18 protein-coding genes are annotated in these 17,681 nt (G+C 69.7%); 15 read left to right on the top strand and 3 right to left on the bottom strand.

Translation table 11 applies throughout. From position 1 onward, the window contains the following. Genes F0U44_RS05885 through F0U44_RS05860 form a run of 6 tightly spaced genes read left to right on the top strand, consistent with a single transcriptional unit; the run spans nt 1 to nt 4,531 of the window. Nucleotides 1-939, top strand: coding sequence for an aldose epimerase family protein (locus F0U44_RS05885; RefSeq protein ID WP_149727258.1), 939 nt, complete (start codon nt 1-3; stop codon nt 937-939). Then, nucleotides 936-1,757, top strand: a complete 822-nt coding sequence (locus F0U44_RS05880) for an SDR family NAD(P)-dependent oxidoreductase (protein ID WP_149727257.1) — start codon at nt 936-938, stop codon at nt 1,755-1,757. The genes F0U44_RS05885 and F0U44_RS05880 overlap by 4 nt, the downstream gene beginning before the upstream one ends. Then, the gene (locus F0U44_RS05875; RefSeq protein WP_149727256.1) at nt 1,754-2,317 is read left to right on the top strand and encodes a bifunctional 4-hydroxy-2-oxoglutarate aldolase/2-dehydro-3-deoxy-phosphogluconate aldolase; all 564 of its coding nucleotides are present in this window, start codon (nt 1,754-1,756) and stop codon (nt 2,315-2,317) included. Before F0U44_RS05880 ends, F0U44_RS05875 begins: the two co-directional genes overlap by 4 nt. Then, on the top strand, nt 2,314-3,234 hold the full coding sequence (locus tag F0U44_RS05870; protein WP_149727255.1) for a sugar kinase: 921 nt from the start codon (nt 2,314-2,316) through the stop codon (nt 3,232-3,234). Before F0U44_RS05875 ends, F0U44_RS05870 begins: the two co-directional genes overlap by 4 nt. Continuing rightward, a complete protein-coding gene (locus F0U44_RS05865) occupies nt 3,231-3,506 on the top strand; it encodes a WhiB family transcriptional regulator (RefSeq protein ID WP_149727254.1) in 276 nt (91 codons plus the stop codon). Before F0U44_RS05870 ends, F0U44_RS05865 begins: the two co-directional genes overlap by 4 nt. Then, nucleotides 3,500-4,531: a mannonate dehydratase gene (locus F0U44_RS05860; RefSeq protein WP_149727253.1), complete on the top strand. Its 1,032-nt coding sequence runs from the start codon at nt 3,500-3,502 to the stop codon at nt 4,529-4,531. Before F0U44_RS05865 ends, F0U44_RS05860 begins: the two co-directional genes overlap by 7 nt. 3 nt (nt 4,532-4,534) lie before the next feature. Here the strand turns inward: F0U44_RS05860 and F0U44_RS05855 are convergent, their stop codons facing one another. After that, nucleotides 4,535-5,134: a TetR/AcrR family transcriptional regulator gene (locus tag F0U44_RS05855; RefSeq protein WP_149727252.1), complete on the bottom strand. Its 600-nt coding sequence runs from the start codon at nt 5,132-5,134 to the stop codon at nt 4,535-4,537. A gap of 122 nt (nt 5,135-5,256) precedes the next feature. Here F0U44_RS05855 and F0U44_RS05850 point away from each other — a divergent pair, with 122 nt between their 5' ends. The 4 genes from F0U44_RS05850 (at nt 5,257) to F0U44_RS05830 (ending at nt 10,423) form a co-directional block, all read left to right on the top strand. Beyond that, entirely contained in the window at nt 5,257-6,192 is a 936-nt protein-coding gene (locus F0U44_RS05850) for a patatin-like phospholipase family protein (RefSeq protein WP_149727251.1), read from the top strand. Between the two features lie 127 nt (nt 6,193-6,319). Further along, nucleotides 6,320-8,401 (top strand): choice-of-anchor D domain-containing protein, encoded by a 2,082-nt coding sequence (locus F0U44_RS23710; RefSeq protein ID WP_188113337.1) that lies wholly within the window; start codon nt 6,320-6,322, stop codon nt 8,399-8,401. A 20-nt stretch (nt 8,402-8,421) separates the two neighbouring features. Then, nucleotides 8,422-9,780, top strand: coding sequence for an NAD(P)/FAD-dependent oxidoreductase (locus F0U44_RS05835; protein ID WP_149727249.1), 1,359 nt, complete (start codon nt 8,422-8,424; stop codon nt 9,778-9,780). A 1-nt stretch (nt 9,781) separates the two neighbouring features. After that, nucleotides 9,782-10,423, top strand: coding sequence for an HAD family hydrolase (locus F0U44_RS05830; RefSeq protein WP_246160318.1), 642 nt, complete (start codon nt 9,782-9,784; stop codon nt 10,421-10,423). Here F0U44_RS05830 and F0U44_RS05825 read toward each other — a convergent pair. Further along, nucleotides 10,402-10,866: an Lrp/AsnC family transcriptional regulator gene (locus F0U44_RS05825; protein ID WP_149727248.1), complete on the bottom strand. Its 465-nt coding sequence runs from the start codon at nt 10,864-10,866 to the stop codon at nt 10,402-10,404. The genes F0U44_RS05830 and F0U44_RS05825 overlap by 22 nt on opposite strands. 155 nt (nt 10,867-11,021) lie before the next feature. Between F0U44_RS05825 and F0U44_RS05820 the strand changes: the two genes are divergently transcribed. The 5 genes from F0U44_RS05820 (at nt 11,022) to F0U44_RS05800 (ending at nt 16,127) form a co-directional block, all read left to right on the top strand. Beyond that, complete coding sequence (locus tag F0U44_RS05820; RefSeq protein ID WP_149727247.1) at nt 11,022-12,218, top strand: ABC transporter substrate-binding protein; 1,197 nt, start codon at nt 11,022-11,024, stop codon at nt 12,216-12,218. After that, nucleotides 12,202-13,344 carry an ABC transporter ATP-binding protein gene (locus F0U44_RS05815; RefSeq protein WP_149727246.1) on the top strand — a complete coding sequence of 381 codons (1,143 nt, stop codon included), beginning with the start codon at nt 12,202-12,204 and terminating at the stop codon, nt 13,342-13,344. The genes F0U44_RS05820 and F0U44_RS05815 overlap by 17 nt, the downstream gene beginning before the upstream one ends. After that, nucleotides 13,344-14,228 (top strand): ABC transporter permease, encoded by an 885-nt coding sequence (locus tag F0U44_RS05810; protein WP_149727245.1) that lies wholly within the window; start codon nt 13,344-13,346, stop codon nt 14,226-14,228. The genes F0U44_RS05815 and F0U44_RS05810 overlap by 1 nt, the downstream gene beginning before the upstream one ends. Then, a complete protein-coding gene (locus F0U44_RS05805) occupies nt 14,228-15,025 on the top strand; it encodes an ABC transporter permease (protein ID WP_149727244.1) in 798 nt (265 codons plus the stop codon). Before F0U44_RS05810 ends, F0U44_RS05805 begins: the two co-directional genes overlap by 1 nt. Before the next feature lie 130 nt (nt 15,026-15,155). Beyond that, entirely contained in the window at nt 15,156-16,127 is a 972-nt protein-coding gene (locus F0U44_RS05800; RefSeq protein ID WP_149727243.1) for a type IV toxin-antitoxin system AbiEi family antitoxin, read from the top strand. Between the two features lie 100 nt (nt 16,128-16,227). Here F0U44_RS05800 and F0U44_RS05795 read toward each other — a convergent pair whose 3' ends face one another. Then, nucleotides 16,228-17,604 (bottom strand): aspartate aminotransferase family protein, encoded by a 1,377-nt coding sequence (locus tag F0U44_RS05795; protein ID WP_149727242.1) that lies wholly within the window; start codon nt 17,602-17,604, stop codon nt 16,228-16,230. Nucleotides 17,605-17,681: the final 77 nt, after the last annotated feature.

The following is a 17,681-nucleotide window of genomic DNA, read 5'->3' as shown; positions in this document are numbered from 1 at the left end:
ATGAGCGAGTTCGTCACCCTCCGCAGCGCAGCCGTCGAGGTCGTCGTCGACCCGGCGGGCGGCGCCGACATCGTCAGCCTGGTCCACCGGGCGACGGGGACCGACGTGCTCTTCCGCACCCCCTGGGCCGACCACGCGCAAGCGGTCCGCGACGGTCGCAAGGCGGCGACGTCGTACGACCCGGTCGCGGGTCCGCTCGAGCGCTACCGCGGGGGCTGGCAGCTGCTGTGCCCCGTCGCCGGTGCGCCGCGGCCGATCCACGGAGCGCCCACCACCTTCCACGGCGAGGCGATGGCGGCGACCTGGACTGTGGTGGAGGCCGACGCCGCGACCGCGCGGCTCGCGGTCGACCTCTACACCGTCCCGCTCCGCATCGATCGGGACCTGGCCCTCACCGGCGACCGGCTGACGATCACCGACACGCTCACCAACCTCAGTGACGTCGGGCTCGAGATCGACTACATCAGCCACCCCGCCTTCGGTGGAGCCTTCCTCGACGGGCGGGTCAGGATCGACACGGGCGCGCGCCGCTACACCGCGGACCCGGCAACCGAGGGCAGCTTCGTGGCTCCCGGGTCGACGCACTCCTGGCCCGCCGCCGAGGACACCGACCTGCGGGACCTGCCGCTGCCGGGGGAGCGGCGGATGGCCTTCGGCTGGCTGTCGGACTTCGACGGCCACTGGGCGTCGATCACCAACCTCGACCTCGGCGTCGGCGTACGGCTCGAGTGGGATGCCGCGCTTCCCTACGCCTGGTTCTGGCAGGAGCTCCACCACACCGAGGGTTTCCCGTGGCACCGCCGAGCGCGCGCCTTTGCGATCGAGCCTGCCAGCACCATCACCGGCGGCGAGGACCGCGAGAGCTGCCTGTCCATCGCACCGTCGGGGGCGACGACCATCACGCACAGCATCACGATCGAGAGCAAGGAGCGGCCATGAGCGCCCAGCACGAGGGTCCCCACGCCGGCCGGGTGGCCCTGGTCACCGGAGGCTCGACGGGCATCGGCGCCGGCGCTGCGCTGGTGCTGGCCCGTCAGGGAGCAGCGGTGGCGGTGCACGGCCTGGACCTCGACGAGAGCGCAGCGATGGCGGCGCGGATCCGTGAGGAAGGCGGCCGGGCGATCGGGTTGGCCGGGCCGATCGAGGACCCTGCCACGTCGGTGGCGGCCGTCGAGGCGACCGTCGCCGAGTTCGGGCGCCTCGACACGCTCGTGACCTCGGCCGGCATCCAGACCTACGGCGACGCCGTCGAGACGACCGACGAGATCTGGGACCGCACGTTCGACGTCAACCTCAAGGGCGTCTTCCTGTCCTGCCGCGCCGCGCTGCCGCACCTGCGCCAGTCCCCGGCCGGGAGCATCGTCATCGTGTCGTCGGTGCAGGGGTCGGCCTCGCAGAACAAGGTCGTCGCCTATGCGACCACCAAGGGCGCCCTGCACGCGATGGGGCGGTCGATGGCGCTCGACGAGGCGGAGTACGGCGTGCGGGTCAACACCGTCAGTCCCGGCTCGGTCGACACCCCGATGCTGCGCGCCTCCGCCGCGTTGTGGAGCGATGGCACCCCCGAAGGAGCTGAGCAGAACATCGCCAACTGGGGCCTGATGCACCCGCTCGGCCGGGTCGGCACCATCGAGGAGCTGGGCGAGGCGATCGCCTTCCTCGCCGGACCCGCTGCGTCGTTCATCACCGGAGCCGACGTGCGCGTCGACGGTGGTCTGCTGGCGCGCGTGGCCGCCGTACTCCCGGACAAGACGTGAGTCCTGACTTCAGCGACCTCGTCCCGGCGCATCGACTGATCCCGGTCGTCTCGCTCCGCAGCCCGGCCGAGGCGGCGCCGCTGGCCGACGCACTGCGGGCTGCAGGACTGACGACCGTCGAGGTCACCTTGCGCCACGAGGACGCCTTCGACTGCCTGGCCGCGATGGTCCGCGAGGAGGGTCTCGTCGTTGGCGCCGGAACCGTGCGCACCGCGGACGACCTCGCCGGAGCACGGGCCCTGGGAGCGAGCTTCCTGGTGAGCCCCTGCCTGACGCCGGGGCTCGCCTTCGCCGCCGACGACCTCGACATCCCGTTCGTGCCAGGGGTGTCGACGGCGACGGAGATCCAGCGCGCCGTCGACGCCGGCTTCCGGACCGTCAAGCTCTTCCCGGCAGAGGTGCTCGGCGGCGCCGCGGCCGTGCGGGCGCTGTCGGGGCCGTTTCCTGACGTGCGGTTCATGCCCACAGGAGGCATCGACGCGGACACTGCCCCGGGCTACCTCGCGCTCGCCCAGGTCGTCGCCGTCGGTGGCGGCTGGATGGTTCCGGTGATCGCGTGACTCTCGTGGTGCAGTGCATCGGCGAGTGCATGATCGAGTTCGTCCGCACCGGCGCCGGCGCCGGTGCGCAGGTGCAGTACGCCGGCGACACCTTCAACACCGCCGTCTACCTCCGTCGCGCATCCGATGCGCTCGGCGTCGAGGTGGACGTCCGGTTCTTGTCCGGCGTCGGTGTCGACGACGAGTCGGACCGGATGCGGGCCTACTGGCGGGGCGAGGGGGTGGCCGACGACGTCGTGCTCGTCGACGGCCGGCACCCGGGCGCCTACCTGGTCACGACCCACGACGACGGCGAGCGCAGCTTCCTCTATTGGCGCCGCCGGTCGGCGGCAGCCCATGTCTTCGCCGGTACGGACTGGCTCGAGGCTGTGCGCGGGGACCTCGTCTACCTGTCGGGCATCACGACCCAACTGCTCGGCGACGCTGCGCTCGACGGCGTGGTCGCCCGGCTGGCCGCGCTTCGCGACCAGGGCGCCCGCGTCGTGTTCGACTCCAACTACCGGCCCGCGGCCTGGGAGAGCCCGGCCCGTGCGGCCGAGGCGATGGCCCGGGTGCTGGCTGTCAGCGACATCGCGCTGGTGACCCTCGAGGACGAGATCGCGCTCGGCCGCGCTGTGGATGTCGCCTCGGCCGTGGCCGCGCTGACCGCCCTGGGCGTCGGCGAGGTCGTCGTCAAGGTGGGCACCGAGGGTGCCTGGGTCACTAAGGACGGCGGGCCGCTGCACGTCGCAACGGTGGCGGTCGACGCGGTCGACACCACGGCGGCCGGCGACAGCTTCAACGGCGGCTACCTCGCCGGGCGCCTCGCCGGCCTGTCGCCGAGCGCGGCTGCGCAGGTCGGCAACCGGATCGCCGGCGCGGTCGTGCAGAGCCGGGGCGCGGTCGTGGACGTCGCGCTGATGCCGGTGCTGTCATGAATCTCGGGACGCACGCCCCCTGGGCCGATCACGCCGCGTGCCGCGACGAGGACCCCGAGCTCTTCTTCCCGATCGGTCACACCGCCGCGGCCCGACTCCAGGCCCGCGAGGCGCAGGTGATCTGCCGGGAGTGTCGCGTGCGAGCCGAGTGCCTCGACTTCGCGACCGGCACCGGCACCCAGTACGGCGTCTGGGGCGGCCTCGACGCAGAGCAGCGTGCCGACCTCCGGCGCCTGTCGACGAGAAGGAAGGTGCTGACCGAGTCATGGTGAAGCTGAGCGAGCTGTTGGACCCCTGGCCGAGCGAGCTGTGGACCCTGGTGAAGCAGTGCGGTGTCGACGACGTCGTCACGCTGCTCGAGGGGGCCGAGCAGCACCAGCGGTGGCTCCGTGCCAGCGGTGCGACCAACACCGAGTCGATGCGCGGCGTCGAGCGGCCGTGGAGCCGCGATGCGATCAGCGCGGTCGTCGACCGCTACGCCGAGCACGGGCTGCGCGTCGCGGCCATCGAGGACACCGCTCCGATGGACCAGATCCGGCTCGGGCAGCCGGGGCGCGAGGAAGAACTGGCCAACGTCCACGAGCAGATCCGTGCGATGGGCGAGCTCGGCATCCCGGTCCTTTGCTACAACTGGATGGTCCTGGGCAGCTGGGCGCGTACCGACAGCGAGGTCGTCACCCGCGGTGGTGCGTTGACCACCGGGTTCCGGCTCGCCGACGCGGAGGCGCTCCCGCCGATGGCCGAGCCCGGCAGCATCACGCACGAGCAGCTCTGGGAGTCGCTGTGCTGGTTCCTCGAGCGGACCCTCCCGATCGCCGAGGAGGCAGGCGTTCAGTTGGCGCTGCACCCCGACGACCCGCCGATCTCGGTCGTCCGAGGTGTCCCGCACCTGATGTCGTCGGTCGACGCCTACCGCCGGCTGATGAAGGAGTTCCCCTCGCCGTCCAACCGGATCACCTTCTGCCAGGGCAACTGGCGGCTCATGACCGACGACCTGCCGGCGACGATCGCGGAGTTCCTGCCCCACATCGCCTTCGTGCACTTCCGTGACGTCGAAGGGCCGGCCGAGGACTTCTACGAGACCTTCCACGACCTGGGACCGACCGACCTCGCGGCCTGCATGGAGCTCTACCTGGAGGCCGGCTTCGACGGACCGATGCGGCCCGACCACGTGCCGACATTGGTCGGGGAGTCCAACGCGAAGCCCGGCTACGCCGCGCTCGGACGGCTGCACGCGCTCGGCTACATCCGTGGCCTGATGCACGCGCTCCCTGCCGGTCGCAAGGGTGGTCGCTGACCTCTAGCTGGTGCCGGTCCCGCTACGGCGCGCCGCGATCGACTGGGTGACGTCGAGGAGTGCTCCCACCTCGCGCCGCAGGTCGGCCTCGCCGCTGTCCTCGGGGAGCGGCATGACCGCCATCGCGGTCGTCAGTCGGGTGGTCCAGGTGATCGCGACGCGGGGATCGATCTCCGGCCATCGGCCGACGCGTGCGCCGGCCTCGAGGATCGGGCCCAGCCTCGGGAGCGCGATGTCGAGCACGATCGGCAGTACGCGGGGCAGGTGCGAAGCCACGATCTCGGGGTGCTTCTCAAGCACTGCCTGCAGAGCGGGATGGTTGCGGGCCTCGAGGGTCAGCCCGACGATCACATCGATGTAGTCGTCGCGCGGCGACAGGGACCCCTCCGCCCGGGTCGCGATCTCCTCGACCACTCGCTCGAGCTCGATGCGCAGCAGCGCGTCGTAGATGGCATCGCGGTCGCCGACGTACTTGTAGAGCGTTGGGCGGGACACCCCGGCGCGCTCAGCGATGGAGGTGATGAGCCGCGGCTTCGGGCCGCCCTCGCGCAGCACCTGGGCGGCCGCTTCGAGGATGCGGCCGCGCAACTGGTTGCCCCGCATGTGCTCCACCTCCCCGCGCGCGTGATGAGCGCCCAGTATCCCGCGTGCCGCTCCCGGCTTGCGCGGTCGGGCCTCGGAGTGCTTACATTTCGGGACTTTTGTAAGCGAAACGGAGATCGACGATGGCAGATCGGCTGCTCAGCGTCACCGAGCTCGTCCAGGCTCGGCTCGCCGGCGACCGCACGGACGACTGCACGCTCGCCCTCGTGATCGAGGGCGGCGGGATGCGCGGTGTCGTCTCCGCGGCGATGGCGGCTGCGCTCGAGCGCGCCGGCGTCACCGCCTGCCTCGACCTGGTCGTCGGGACCTCCGCCGGATCCGTCAACGGCGCGGCCGTCGTCGCCGGGGTCGCCGACGCGATGTCGGCGTCCTACGCCGACGTCTTCGCCGGACGCCGGGAGTACGCCGACCCGCTGCGCCTCGTCACCCGCGCCGGTCCGGCTGTCGACGCGGGCAAGATCGTGGCGGCCACCGACGAGCTCCTCGACCTGGCGACCCGGGCCCTGGGCAACCGCGCCGTACGGCTCGCGGCGGTCGCGACCGACGTCGACACCGCCCAGCCCGTGGCGCTGGAGGAACGCGACGACCCCGCCGCTCTGCTGCTCGCGCTCCAGGCATCGAGCACGTTGCCCGTGGTCGGCGGTCCGCCGGTGGAGCTCCGCGGGCGGCGCTGGCTCGACGGAGGGATCTCCGACGCGGTGCCGGTCGGCATCGCGCGCGAGCTGGGGGCGACCCACGCGATCGTCCTGGCCACCCGTCCGGCCGGCAACGTCCCGAAGTGGGGTCCGGCCGACTCGGTGATCGAGCGCTACCTGCGCCGGCTCAACCCCGACCTGGCGACGTCGTACCGCGCCCGACCGGAGCGCTACGCGGAGGAACGCGCTGCCCTCGTCTCGGGCCTCCACCTCGGGGTCGAGACCCTGCTGCTCGCGCCAGGCCCGGGCGACCCGGTGCCGGGTCGGATGGAGCGGGACGCCGAGGTGCTGCGCCAGGCCCGTGTCGCCGCTGACCTCACGGCCTCCCGGCTCCTGCACGGCTGGCTCGAGCGCGCGGCCTGAGCCTTTCGCACCCGCTGGGGAAACCATCCCATCGGGGGATGCCGGAACCGCTCGGGGTGTTTCATCCTTGAACCCGTCGCCTCGGGGTGTCTGGTCCTTGAACGCTCTCCCGCTCCCGGAGGCATGCATGAACGCACGCGTCAGCCCTCGTCCGTCCGCTTCGCTGAAGCGCCTCCTCGCCGGCCTGCTCTCCGCCGGACTGGCAGGGGCAGGGTTGGTCGCGATGGCGAGTCCGCCCGCCTCGGCGGCATTGCCTTCCCAGTGCTCCGTGTCGGGCTTCACCGCCACCTGCACCTATCTCAAGTCCGGGGGGAGCCAGACGCTCGACCTGCCCAATGGCGTCACCTCCCTGCAGGTGAAGGCTGTCGGCGAGGCCGGTGCCGCTGCGAGCGGGCCCACGCCCGGCGCAGGGGGGCGGGGGGCGTCGGTGACCGGCACGGTCTCCGTGAACGGCGCCACGCAGGACGTGTTGATCCAGTTCCTCAACGACAACGGCTTGGGCGCCAGCGGTGGCGGCAATGGCGGCGACTCCTCGCGCGTGCAGATGAGCAACCTGCGGGGCGGGCCGGACACGGTGGCGTGGGCCGCGGGCGGCGGCGGTGGCGGGACCCTCGGGCGGGGTGCCGACTTCATCGGCAGCGGCTACGAGGTGCCTGGAGCGAACGGCGGCGACGCCGGTGCTGCCGGGTCCGACGGGATCAGCACCTATGTCGGCCCTACCCCTTTGGGCGGTGGTTACGGCGGAAAGGCATCCGGGTCCGGTGGTGCCGGCGGTGCCGGCGGCATCGCAGACCTGGGAGGCGAGGACGGCGAGGCCGGCGGAGCGGGCGGTAGCCGCGGTGGCAACGGCGGCGTGGACGCCTCGACGACCGGCGGTGGCGGTGGCGGTGGCGGCGGCGTGCGCGGTGGAGGTGGTGGCGGCGGCGCCGCCGGCTTCAGCTTCGGCTTCGCCTACGCGGGCGCGTCCGGCGGTGGCGGCGGCGGGTGGAGCTTGGTGCCGACCGGCGGTGCCGGTTCGCCGAGCACCGAGTCCGCGCGGATCGTCCTCACTTTCCAGGTGCCGCCGGAGGCGGCCGTGAGCCCGACGAGCTGGGCATTCCCGGGCACCGAGGTCGGAGGGCAGAGCTCCGGGAAGATCTTCACCTTCACGAACACCGGCCCGGTGCCCGTCGCGGTGAGCTCGGTCCAGCTGGGCGGGGAGAGTCCGAGCCAGTTCGTACTGTCGGCGAACACCTGTCCGGCGAACCTGCCGGCCAACAACGCGTGCTCGGTGACCGTGGCCTTCAGTCCCACGAGCCCCGGCTCGAAGAACGCCACGTTGACCTTCAACAGCAACGCCTACGGTGGCCCGCACGTCGTGGGGCTGAGCGGCATGAGCGTTGCCACTGCGCTGCTGAGCATCCGTGGTCCAGGGAAGACCTACGCCGAGGGCCATGGCAACCGGCAGACCCTGACCATCAGCAAGTCCACGTCGGCGAAGGCGACCTTCTACTTCAAGGTCACCAACAACGTGGGCATTGACCGGGACTACCGGATCGTGGCGGACGGCTTCGGAGCAGCGGCCGACGTCTCGGTGACACCCGAGAAGAAGAAGACGCCGCTGCCGCTGGACGCGTTCGGGCGTTGGATCACGCCCACCGTGCCCGGGGGCGGCAGCATCACCCTCGCGTTCCGGGTCGACCCCACCGACCTCGGGCAGGTGACCGCGAGGCACATCCTCCGGCTGCTGACGCCCAGCGGCGCCGAGCACGACAACGCGGCCTTCGAGACCAACGTCCAAGCGCCGAGCAAGGGCACCGACGGCTACGGCCTCTACGTCAAGTCCGCCGGCAAGTACGCCGGCGGCGACCTCAACGGACAGACAGTCACCCAGGAGCCGGCTGCGACCGGCGACACGCTGAAGTACACGGTCCGGGTGCGCAACGACAGCGCGGCCGCGCAGAGCGTCCTGGTGAAGGTGCAGGCTGCCAGCAACCTCTGCTGGAGCATCTCGGTCAAGTACAAGAAGGCGGACCTGACCAGTGCGTTCCTGACCGGTGGCTACACCACGCCGTCGATCAAGAAGGGCGGCTCGCTGAGCCTCGCGGTGGCGGTGACGCGGCTGTCGGACGGGTGCGGTGCGGCCACGTGGGAGTTCTCGACGTGGGACGGACCCACCAAGGTCCACTACTCGTCGATCCTCGCCAACGCACTCGCCGGGACGGAGTAGTGCTGATCTAGCATCGCGGCGTGCGCTCCCTTGCGGATTCGGTGAACCAGCCGCTCTGGCTCGATACGCCGCTCCGCCCGGCGCCGCGGCCGCTCGTTGCCGGTGACGAGGTCGTCGACCTGGTCATCGTCGGGGGCGGCTTCTGCGGACTCTGGACGGCGCTCCGTGCGGTCGAGCGGGAGCCCGGTCGCTCGGTCCTGCTGCTCGAGAGCGACCGGATCGCCGAACATGCGACCGGTCGCAACGGCGGGTTCTGCGAGGCGTCGCTGACGCACGGCGAGGGCAACGGCCGGGCCCGCTGGCCCGATGAGTACGACGCCCTCGACCAGATGGGCATCGACAACCTCGACGCGATCGAGGCCACCGTCGGTGCCTACGGCATCGACTGCGACTTCCGGCGCGGCGGCACCTTGGCGGTCGCGACCATGCCGCACCAGGTGGCCGATCTCGAGCCCGACGTGGCCGGGTTCCTCGACGCCGATGCGGTGCGCCAGGTCATCGACTCGCCGACCTACCTCGCCGGCCGCATCGCTGGGGCCGAGACCTGTGCCGTGCTCGACCCTGCTCGACTGGCCTGGGGGCTTGCTGACGCGGCCGAGGGTCTCGGCGTGCGGATCGCCGAGGGGACTGCTGTCACCCGGATCCGTCGCCGGGGTGACGCGATGGAGGTCGTCACCGCCGGCGGCGTCGTGCGCGCGCGTCAGGTCGCGCTCGCGACCAACGTCTTCCGGCCGTTGTTGCGGCGGCTGCGGCTCACGACCGTGCCGGTCTACGACTACGTGCTGGCGACCGAGCCGCTGACGGATGCCCAACTGGCCGCGCTGCGGTGGGACCCGGCGCTCGGCGTGTCCGACATCGGCAACCAGTTCCACTACTACCGGGTGACCCCGGATCGCCGGATCCTCTGGGGCGGCTACGACGCGATCTACCACTACGGCCGGTCGATCGATCCGGCCCACGAGGACCGGGCTGCCACGTTCAACGTGCTGGCCGAGCACTTCCACGCGACCTTCCCGCAGCTGGAAGGGATCCGCTTCACCCACCGTTGGGCAGGTGTGATCGACACGTCGACCCGCTTCAGTGCCAGCTTCGGCACCGCCCACCGAGGGCACTCGGCCTATGTACTCGGGTTCACGGGTCTGGGCGTCGGGGCGACCCGCTTCGCCGCCGACGTGATGCTCGACCTGCTCGCGGGGGAGCCGACCGAGCGCACTCGCCTGGCGATGGTGCGGCGCCCCGCCGTGCCGTTCCCGCCCGAGCCGATCGCGTGGGCCGGCATCGAGCTCACCCGACGCGGGCTCGCCCGCGAGGACCAGACCGGGCGGCGCGGGCTCTGGTTGCGCACCCTCGACCGGCTGGGGCTCGGCTTTGACTCCTGAAGTGGTGGCTCCTGGGCAGGCCCCTCTTGTCGTGGGCTTCGACCTCGACATGACGCTCATCGACACGGTGCCCGGCTTCCGTGACGTCCTGCTCGCGCTGGGCGCCGAGCTCGAGGTCGAGTTCCCCGTCGAGGAGATGACCAAGAAGCTCGGACCCCCGCTCGACCTGCTGCTCGAGCCCTACCTCGCCGCCGAGGCCATCGGGCCGGCCGGCGACCGGTTCCGTGCGCTCTACCCCGACTACGCGATCCGCTCGGTGCCCGCGCTACCGGGCGCGCACGAGGCGATCGCCGCCGTACGACGCCACGGCGGCCGGGTCGTCGTCGTGACCGGCAAGTACGCCGCCAACGCCCAGCTCCACGTCGACCACGTCGGCTTCGACATCGACCACCTCGAGGGCTGGGTCTGGGGCATCGGCAAGGCCGAGGTCCTCGTCCGCGAGGGAGCCCAGATCTACGTCGGCGATCACATCCACGACGTCGAAGGCGCCCTCGCCGCCGGCGCCCTCAGCGTCTCGGTGCTGACAGGTGGGTGCACGGCCGAGGAGCTGCTCGAGGCGGGCACGCACGTCGTACTCAACGACCTGGGGGAGTTCCCCGCCTGGCTCGACGACTTCGTCGGTCAGCGCACGCCCCAGTTGTAGGTCTCCTTGCGGATGTCGAGGTAGACGAACGTCTCCGTCGACGACACCCCGGGGACCCGCCGGATCTTGTCGGAGATGGTGAGCAGGTCGTCCTCGGACTTGGCGACGACCTCGATCACGATGTCGATGCTGCCGGCGGTCACGACCACGTAGATGACCTCGTCGAGTTCAGCGAGCGCGTCGGCGACCGGTGACGTCGGCCCGGAGACCCGGATGCCGATCATCGCGGCGCGCGCGAAGCCGAGCTCGAGCGGGTTGGTGACGGCGACGATCTGCATCACGCCCGAGTCGGTCAGCCGCTGCACCCGCTGGCGCACGGCCGCCTCGGAGAGGCCGACGACCTTGCCGATGGACGCGTAGGAGCGCCGACCGTCCTGCTGCAGCAGCTCGATGATCGACTTGGCGACGTCGTCGAGCGGTGGACGCGAGGAAGCGGGGGCCATGGCGGCGATGGTCGCATGCCACGGCTTCGGTGCTCAATGGTGGTCGGAAACGCGGAATTAGTTGCAGGCAGGTTTCGAAGCCACCGTTTCCCTTGTCAGAGGGCCGGGCCGGTGGCAGGATCCGAGGCCACTCGCCGATCCGCCCAGGGGTTTTCGTGACCTTGCCTGACCAGCCCGCACGCCGTTCGACCCTGTCGCGCCGCGGAGTGTTGAAAGGCGGCGGTGCGGTCGCTTTCGGCGGCCTCAGTCTCGCCGCGCTCAAGTTGCCGATGTTCGGGATCGATCCCGTCCAGGCCTGCTCCGACGGCGGCACCGCCAAGGACCTGTCTGCCTCGGACCGCAAGCTGATCATCTCCAACTGGACCGGCTACATCGACCCGCGCAAGAACCCCAACAGCACGTTCGCGAAGTTTCAGGACGAGACCGGCATCGAGGTCACCTACAACGTCGACGTCAACGACAACGCGGAGTTCTACGCCAAGATCCGCGACCAGGCCCGGGCCTGCGAGCCGATCGACCGCGACATGATCGTGCTGACCGACTGGATGGCCGCCAAGATGATCGGCCTCGGCTGGATCCAGCCGTTGGACCCGAAGAAGATCAAGAACGTCCGGAAGAACCTCATCCCCTCGCTCCAGGATCGCCCCTGGGATCCGGACCTGACCTACCACGCGCCGTGGCAGTCGGGCCTGACCGGCATCGCCTACAACGCCGACCTCGTCGACGAGGTCGGCAGCTTCGAGGACCTCATCACCCGCGACGACCTCAAGGGCAAGATCACCTTGCTCAGCGAGATGAACGACACGATGGGCTTCTTCCTCAAGGTGGTCGGCGCCGACCCGGCCGACTTCACCGACAGCGAGTGGGAAGACGCGCTCGACCGGCTCAAGCAGGTCAAGAGCGACGGTCACCTGCGGCAGTTCTCCGGCAACAACTACCTCCAGCAGCTCTCCCAGGGCGTGCTCGTCGCGTGCGAGGCGTGGTCGGGCGACGTGATCCAGGCGCAGTACGACAACCCCAACCTGAAGTTCATCGCTCCTGAGGAGGGCCTGGCCCTCTGGAGCGACAACATGATGGTGCCCAACTACGCGACCCACCAGGGCAACGCCGAGGCCTGGATGGACTACTACTACCGGCCCGAGGTCGCCGCGAAGCTCGCCGCCTGGGTCAACTACATCTGTCCGGTGCAGGGTGCGCAGGAGGCGATGACGAAGATCGATCCGTCGCTGGCCGAGAACCCGCTGATCTTCCCCGACGCCGAGATGTTGGCGAACACCTGGGCCTTCATGAGCCTGACCGACGAGCAGCAGCAGAAGTACGAAGGGGAGTGGGCCGATGTCATCGCCAGCTGAGGCCGGCTCGTCGTACGACGGCCTGCGGATCCGGGCTCTCAACAAGTCCTTCGCGAGCTTCCACGCGGTCAAGGAGCTCGACCTCGACGTGCCGCGCGGGTCGTTCTTCGCGCTGCTGGGCCCGTCGGGCTGCGGCAAGACCACGACCCTGCGGATGGTGGCCGGGCTCGAGGCACCGACCTCCGGCACGATCACACTGGCCGGACAGGACATCACGGACAAGAAGCCGTACCAGCGTCCGGTCAACACGGTCTTCCAGAACTACGCGCTCTTCCCGCACCTCGACATCTTCGAGAACGTCGCCTTCGGCCTGCGCCGCCGCAAGGTCAGCGGCGTCGAGGCCAAGGTGAAGGACATGCTCGAGCTCGTCGAGCTCGAGGCCCAGGCCCGCAAGAAGCCGGCGCAGCTGTCCGGTGGTCAACAGCAGCGCGTCGCCCTTGCCCGGGCCCTCATCAACGAGCCCGAGGTGCTGCTGCTCGACGAGCCGCTCGGTGCGCTCGACCTCAAGCTGCGGCGGGCGATGCAGATCGAGATCAAGCGGATCCAGACCGAGGTCGGCCTCACCTTCATCCACGTCACCCACGACCAGGAGGAGGCCATGACGATGGCCGACACCGTCGCGGTGATGAACGCCGGCGTGATCGAGCAGATGGGCACCCCGTCGGAGCTCTACGAAAACCCGGCGAGCACCTTCGTCGCCAACTTCCTCGGTCAGTCCAACCTGATCGAGGGCACGGTGCAGTCATCGGGGAGCGACGTCGTGACCGTCGACATGCACGGCATCGGTGTGACGATCCCGGCGCACCGCGCCCACACCGACGGCGGCAAGGGCTGGATCGGGATCCGTCCGGAGAAGGTCCTCATCGGCGCTGCCGGTGCCGAGCTCGATGCGCCCGGCAACACCATCCCCGGCGGCGTCGTGAGCGACGTCAGCTTCTTCGGCGTCAGCACGCAATATCTCGTGAAGATGCCGTGGGGACAGGAGCTCATGGTCTTCGCGCAGAACACCGGGCGCGACCCGATCTTCCGCACGGGCGAGTCCGTCGAGCTGTCGTGGCGACCGGAATACGCCTTCCTCCTCGACCACGCCCAGGACGTCAAAGCCGGGGCTGAGGAGGCGAGCTGATGGCTGAGAGCCGGGTCGCGGCGCCGGCCGACTCCGGTCGGCGGAGGGGCCTGACGGCGTACGTCCTGATGGCGCCGGCCGTCATCGTGCTCGGCCTGTTCTTCGTCATCCCGTTCTACTCGCTGGTGGCCGCGAGCCTCTACGACCCGGGTGGGTCGGACAAGGCGGGTTGGGACGTCACCTACCACTTCGCCAACTACTGGGAGGCGATCAAGCTCTACAAGGGTCAGCTGCTGCGGTCCTTGTTGTACGGCGGCGCCGCGACCCTGATCTGCCTCGTGCTCGGCTACGTGCTGGCCTACGCGATCGCCTTCAAGTCGGGTCGCTGGAAGAGCCTGCTGCTCGTCTTGGTGATCGTGCCCTTCTTCACCAGCTTCTTGGTGCGCACCCTGTCGTGGCAGCTGATCCTCGCCGACGACGGCTGGGTGGTCGACGCGCTCCAGTTCGTCCACATCCTCGGCCAGGACGACAAGCTGCTCGCTACGGACTTCGCCGTCATCATGGGCCTCGCCTACAACTTCTTGCCCTTCATGGTGCTGCCGCTCTTCGCCAGCATCGACAAGATCGACCCGCGGTTGATCGAGGCGTCCAGCGACCTCTACTCCAACCCGATCACCGGCTTCTTCAAGGTGACGTGGCCGCTGTCGCTGCCCGGGGTCGTGTCCGGGACGCTGCTCACCTTCATCCCCGCCACCGGCGACTACATCAACGCCGAGCTGCTCGGCAACACCGAGACGACCGTCATCGGCAAGGTGATCCAGCTCCAGGCGACCAACGCCAACCATCCGCACATCGCCGCGGCCCTGTCGATGATCCTGATGTTCCTGATCGTCGCGATGGTGCTCGTCTACGTGCGCCGCGTCGGGACCGAGGAGCTGCTCTGATGCGCTGGGTCCGGGAGCACGTGATCGCGCTGATCGGCGGTGCGGTGCTGGTCTACCTCTTCGTGCCGATCTTCCTCGTCGTGCTGATGAGCTTCAACGACCCGGCGACGCGCAATGTCTACCGGTTCGACGGGTTCACGCTCGACAACTGGCTGCACCCGTGCGCGGACCCGGCGATGTGCGACTCGCTCGCGCTCAGCATCGAGATCGGTCTGCTCGCGACCCTCGTCGCCACGGTCATCGGCACCCTCGCCGCCTTCGCCCTGGTGCGGTGGGACTTCGCGGGGCGGTCGCAGTCCAACCTGCTCATCTTCTTGCCCATGGCTGCGCCCGAGATCGTGATGGGCTCCTCGCTCCTCACCCTCTTCGTGCAGGGAGGATTCGCCGGCCAGCTCGGCTTCGTGACGATCTTCATCGCCCACGTGATGTTCTGCCTGTCGTTCGTCGTCGTGACCGTCCGCTCGCGACTGGCTGGCATGAACGACACCCTCGAACAGGCCGCCTCCGACCTCTACGCCACCCCTCAGCAGACCTTCTGGCGCGTGACGTTCCCGCTGGTCCTGCCCGGCATCCTCGGCGCCGCCCTGCTGAGCTTCTCGCTCTCGTTCGACGACTTCATCATCACCAACCTCAACTCCGGCAGCGAGGTCACTTTCCCCATGTACGTCTGGGGCGTCGCCCGCGTCGGCCTCCCCATGCAGGTCAACGTCGTCGGCACCCTCATGCTCGTCATCTCCCTCGTCATCGTCCTCACCGGCGAGGTCAACTCCCGCCGCCGAGCGCGAGCCCTGGTGTAGCCCGCGAAGTCGCACTCTTGGTTGGCCCAAGTCGCACTCTTGGTTGGTCGAGGTCGCAGGATTCGCGGGGTTCTCCACAGGGCGCCCCCGGTCCGCTTGATGAGTACGGCGGTGCGGGCGAATCTGACGCGTGCCCAGTTCCTTCCCGCCCGATCGCCCGTTCACGGCCGCCGACCTGCCGTCGTACGACGCCACTCGCCAGCAGCTGCGCGGACTCCTGCAGTGCGGCGTGGTGAAGCAGTTGCTGTTCGGTGTCTACGTGCCCGGGACCTGGGCAGACACCCCGACCAACCGGGCCCGCGCCGCGGCCGCTGTCCTGCCTGACCACTGCGTGCTCGTGGACCGCACAGCGGCTTCGCTCCACGGGATCGACGTCTTCGACTACGCAGAGCTCGACGTGCCGCCCGACGTCGAGGTCGCGTCCATCGACGGTGCGACCGCGACCCGGCGTAGCGGTTTCCTCGGCGGCAAGCGCGACCTGCTGGCCGACGAGATCATGACGATCGAAGGCGCTCGCGTGACCACGCCGATCCGTACTGCGTGCGACATCGCCTGTCTACGCGGTCGCCGTCGTGCGATCGGTGTGCTTGACGCGTTTCGTGCGCGGTTCGGGATCACCGAGAGTGAGCTGAGCTTCATGCTGCGGCGGTTCGGTGGTCGAAGAGGGGTGACGCAGCTGCGCGAGCTCATTCCTCTGTCGCGCCCGGACGTTGATTCTCAACCCGAGTCGTGGATCCGGATCGATATCAACGACGAAGGCTTTCCCATGCCTGAGTCCCAGGTGTGGGTGTGGCTACCCGACGGAAGACAGGTGAGGGTCGAGAACGCCTTCGAGCACCTGCGGATCGCCGTTGAGTACGACGGCGAGGCGCATCACTCCTCTGAAGCGGACCGCAACCATGACCGAGTCCGCCGGGACGCGCTGGCGGACGCCGGCTGGATCATCATCGTCGTACGTCGGGAAGGTCTGACCGACCTCGGGCGCAACCAGTGGCTGGCCGAGCTCGAAGCTGCGTTCGTCGATCGCGCGCCGCACCTCGCGACCAAGCGGGCCTACGCACGCTCGCCACTAACACGCCCACGCCGACACCGGCGGCGGTGAGGCGCCGTGCTCAAGCTGCGACCTCGGCCCACCAAGAGTGCGACCTCGGCCCACCAAGAGTGCGACTTCGGCCCACCAAGAGTGCGACTTCGCGGGGGAGTCAGATGAGGGTGAAGGCCTTGTCGAGGACGGAGCGGAGGATCTGCTCCATCTCGTCGAAGTGCTCCTGGGTGCAGACCAGCGGCGGGGAGAGCTGGATGACGGGGTCGCCGCGGTCGTCGGCGCGGCAGTAGAGGCCTTCTTCGAAGAGGCCCTTGGAGACGAAGCCGTAGAGGATCCGCTCGCACTCCTCGGCGGTGAAGGACTCCTTGGTGGCCTTGTCCTTGACGAGTTCGATGCCGTAGAAGAACCCCTCGCCGCGGACGTCGCCGACGATGGGGAGGTCGAGCAGGCGCTCCAGGGTGGCGCGCAGCTGGGGGGCCCGCTCGCGGACCCCGGCCAGGATTCCCTCTTCCTCGAAGAGCTGCATGTTGCGCAGGCCGACCGCGGTCGAGACCGGGTGACCGCCGAACGTGTAGCCGTGCGCGAACATCGCCTTGCCCTCGGCGAACGGCTCGAACAGCCGGTCGGACACGATCATCGCGCCGAGCGGGGCGTAGCCGGAGGTGAGGCCCTTCGCGCTGGTGATGATGTCGGGCTGGTAGCCGAGCGCCGTGGCGCCGAACATCTCGCCGAGCCGCCCGTAGGCACAGATGACCTCGTCGGAGACGAGAAGGACGTCGTACTCGTCGCAGATCTCGCGGACCCGCTCGAAGTAGCCCGGCGGCGGCGGGAAGCACCCGCCGGCGTTCTGCACCGGCTCGAGGAACACCGCGGCCACCGAGTCGGGACCCTCATTGAGGATCGCGACCTCGATCTGGTCGGCGGCCCAGCGCCCGAAGGCGGCGGCGTCGTCCTGGTGGAGCGGCGCCCGGTAGAAGTTGGTGTTGGGCACCCGGAAGGTCGACGGCACGAGCGGCTCGAACTGCTGCTTCAGGCCCGGGAGACCGGTGATCGACAGGGCGCCGTGGGTGGTGCCGTGGTAGGCGATCGCGCGGCTGATCACCTTGTGCTTGAGCGGCTTGCCGACGCGCTTGAAGTAGTCCTTCGCCAGCTTCCAGGCCGACTCGACCGCCTCGCCGCCACCGGAGGTGAAGAAGACGCGGTTGAGGTCGCCGGGGGCATAGGACGCGATCTTGTCGGCCAGCTCGATGGCGGTCGGGTGCGCGTAGGACCACAGCGGCATGAAGGCGAGCGTCTCCGCCTGCTTGGCGGCCGCTTCGGCCAGCTCGCGCCGCCCGTGACCGAGCTGGGAGACGAAGAGGCCCGCGAGGCCGTCGAGGTAGCGCTTGCCGTGGCTGTCGTAGAGGTAGACGCCCTCGCCGCGCTCCATGATCGGTACGTCGTGCTCCGGTCCGTCGCCGGCGTATCGCCCGTGCTGGGAGAAGTGGAGCCAGAGGTGGTCCTTGGCGGCGCGCTGCAGGTCGGCGTGGTCCATGCCCCCATGGTGCGGGATCGGACCCGCTTCAAGCAAGCGGATCCGTAGGCAAATGGCACGTAGGCGACGAAATCCGT

It is taken from the genome of Nocardioides humilatus (assembly GCF_008373755.1).
Taxonomy (GTDB): Bacteria; Actinomycetota; Actinomycetes; order Propionibacteriales; family Nocardioidaceae; genus Nocardioides; species Nocardioides humilatus.
This window is presented reverse-complemented; position numbering and strand designations above follow the sequence as displayed.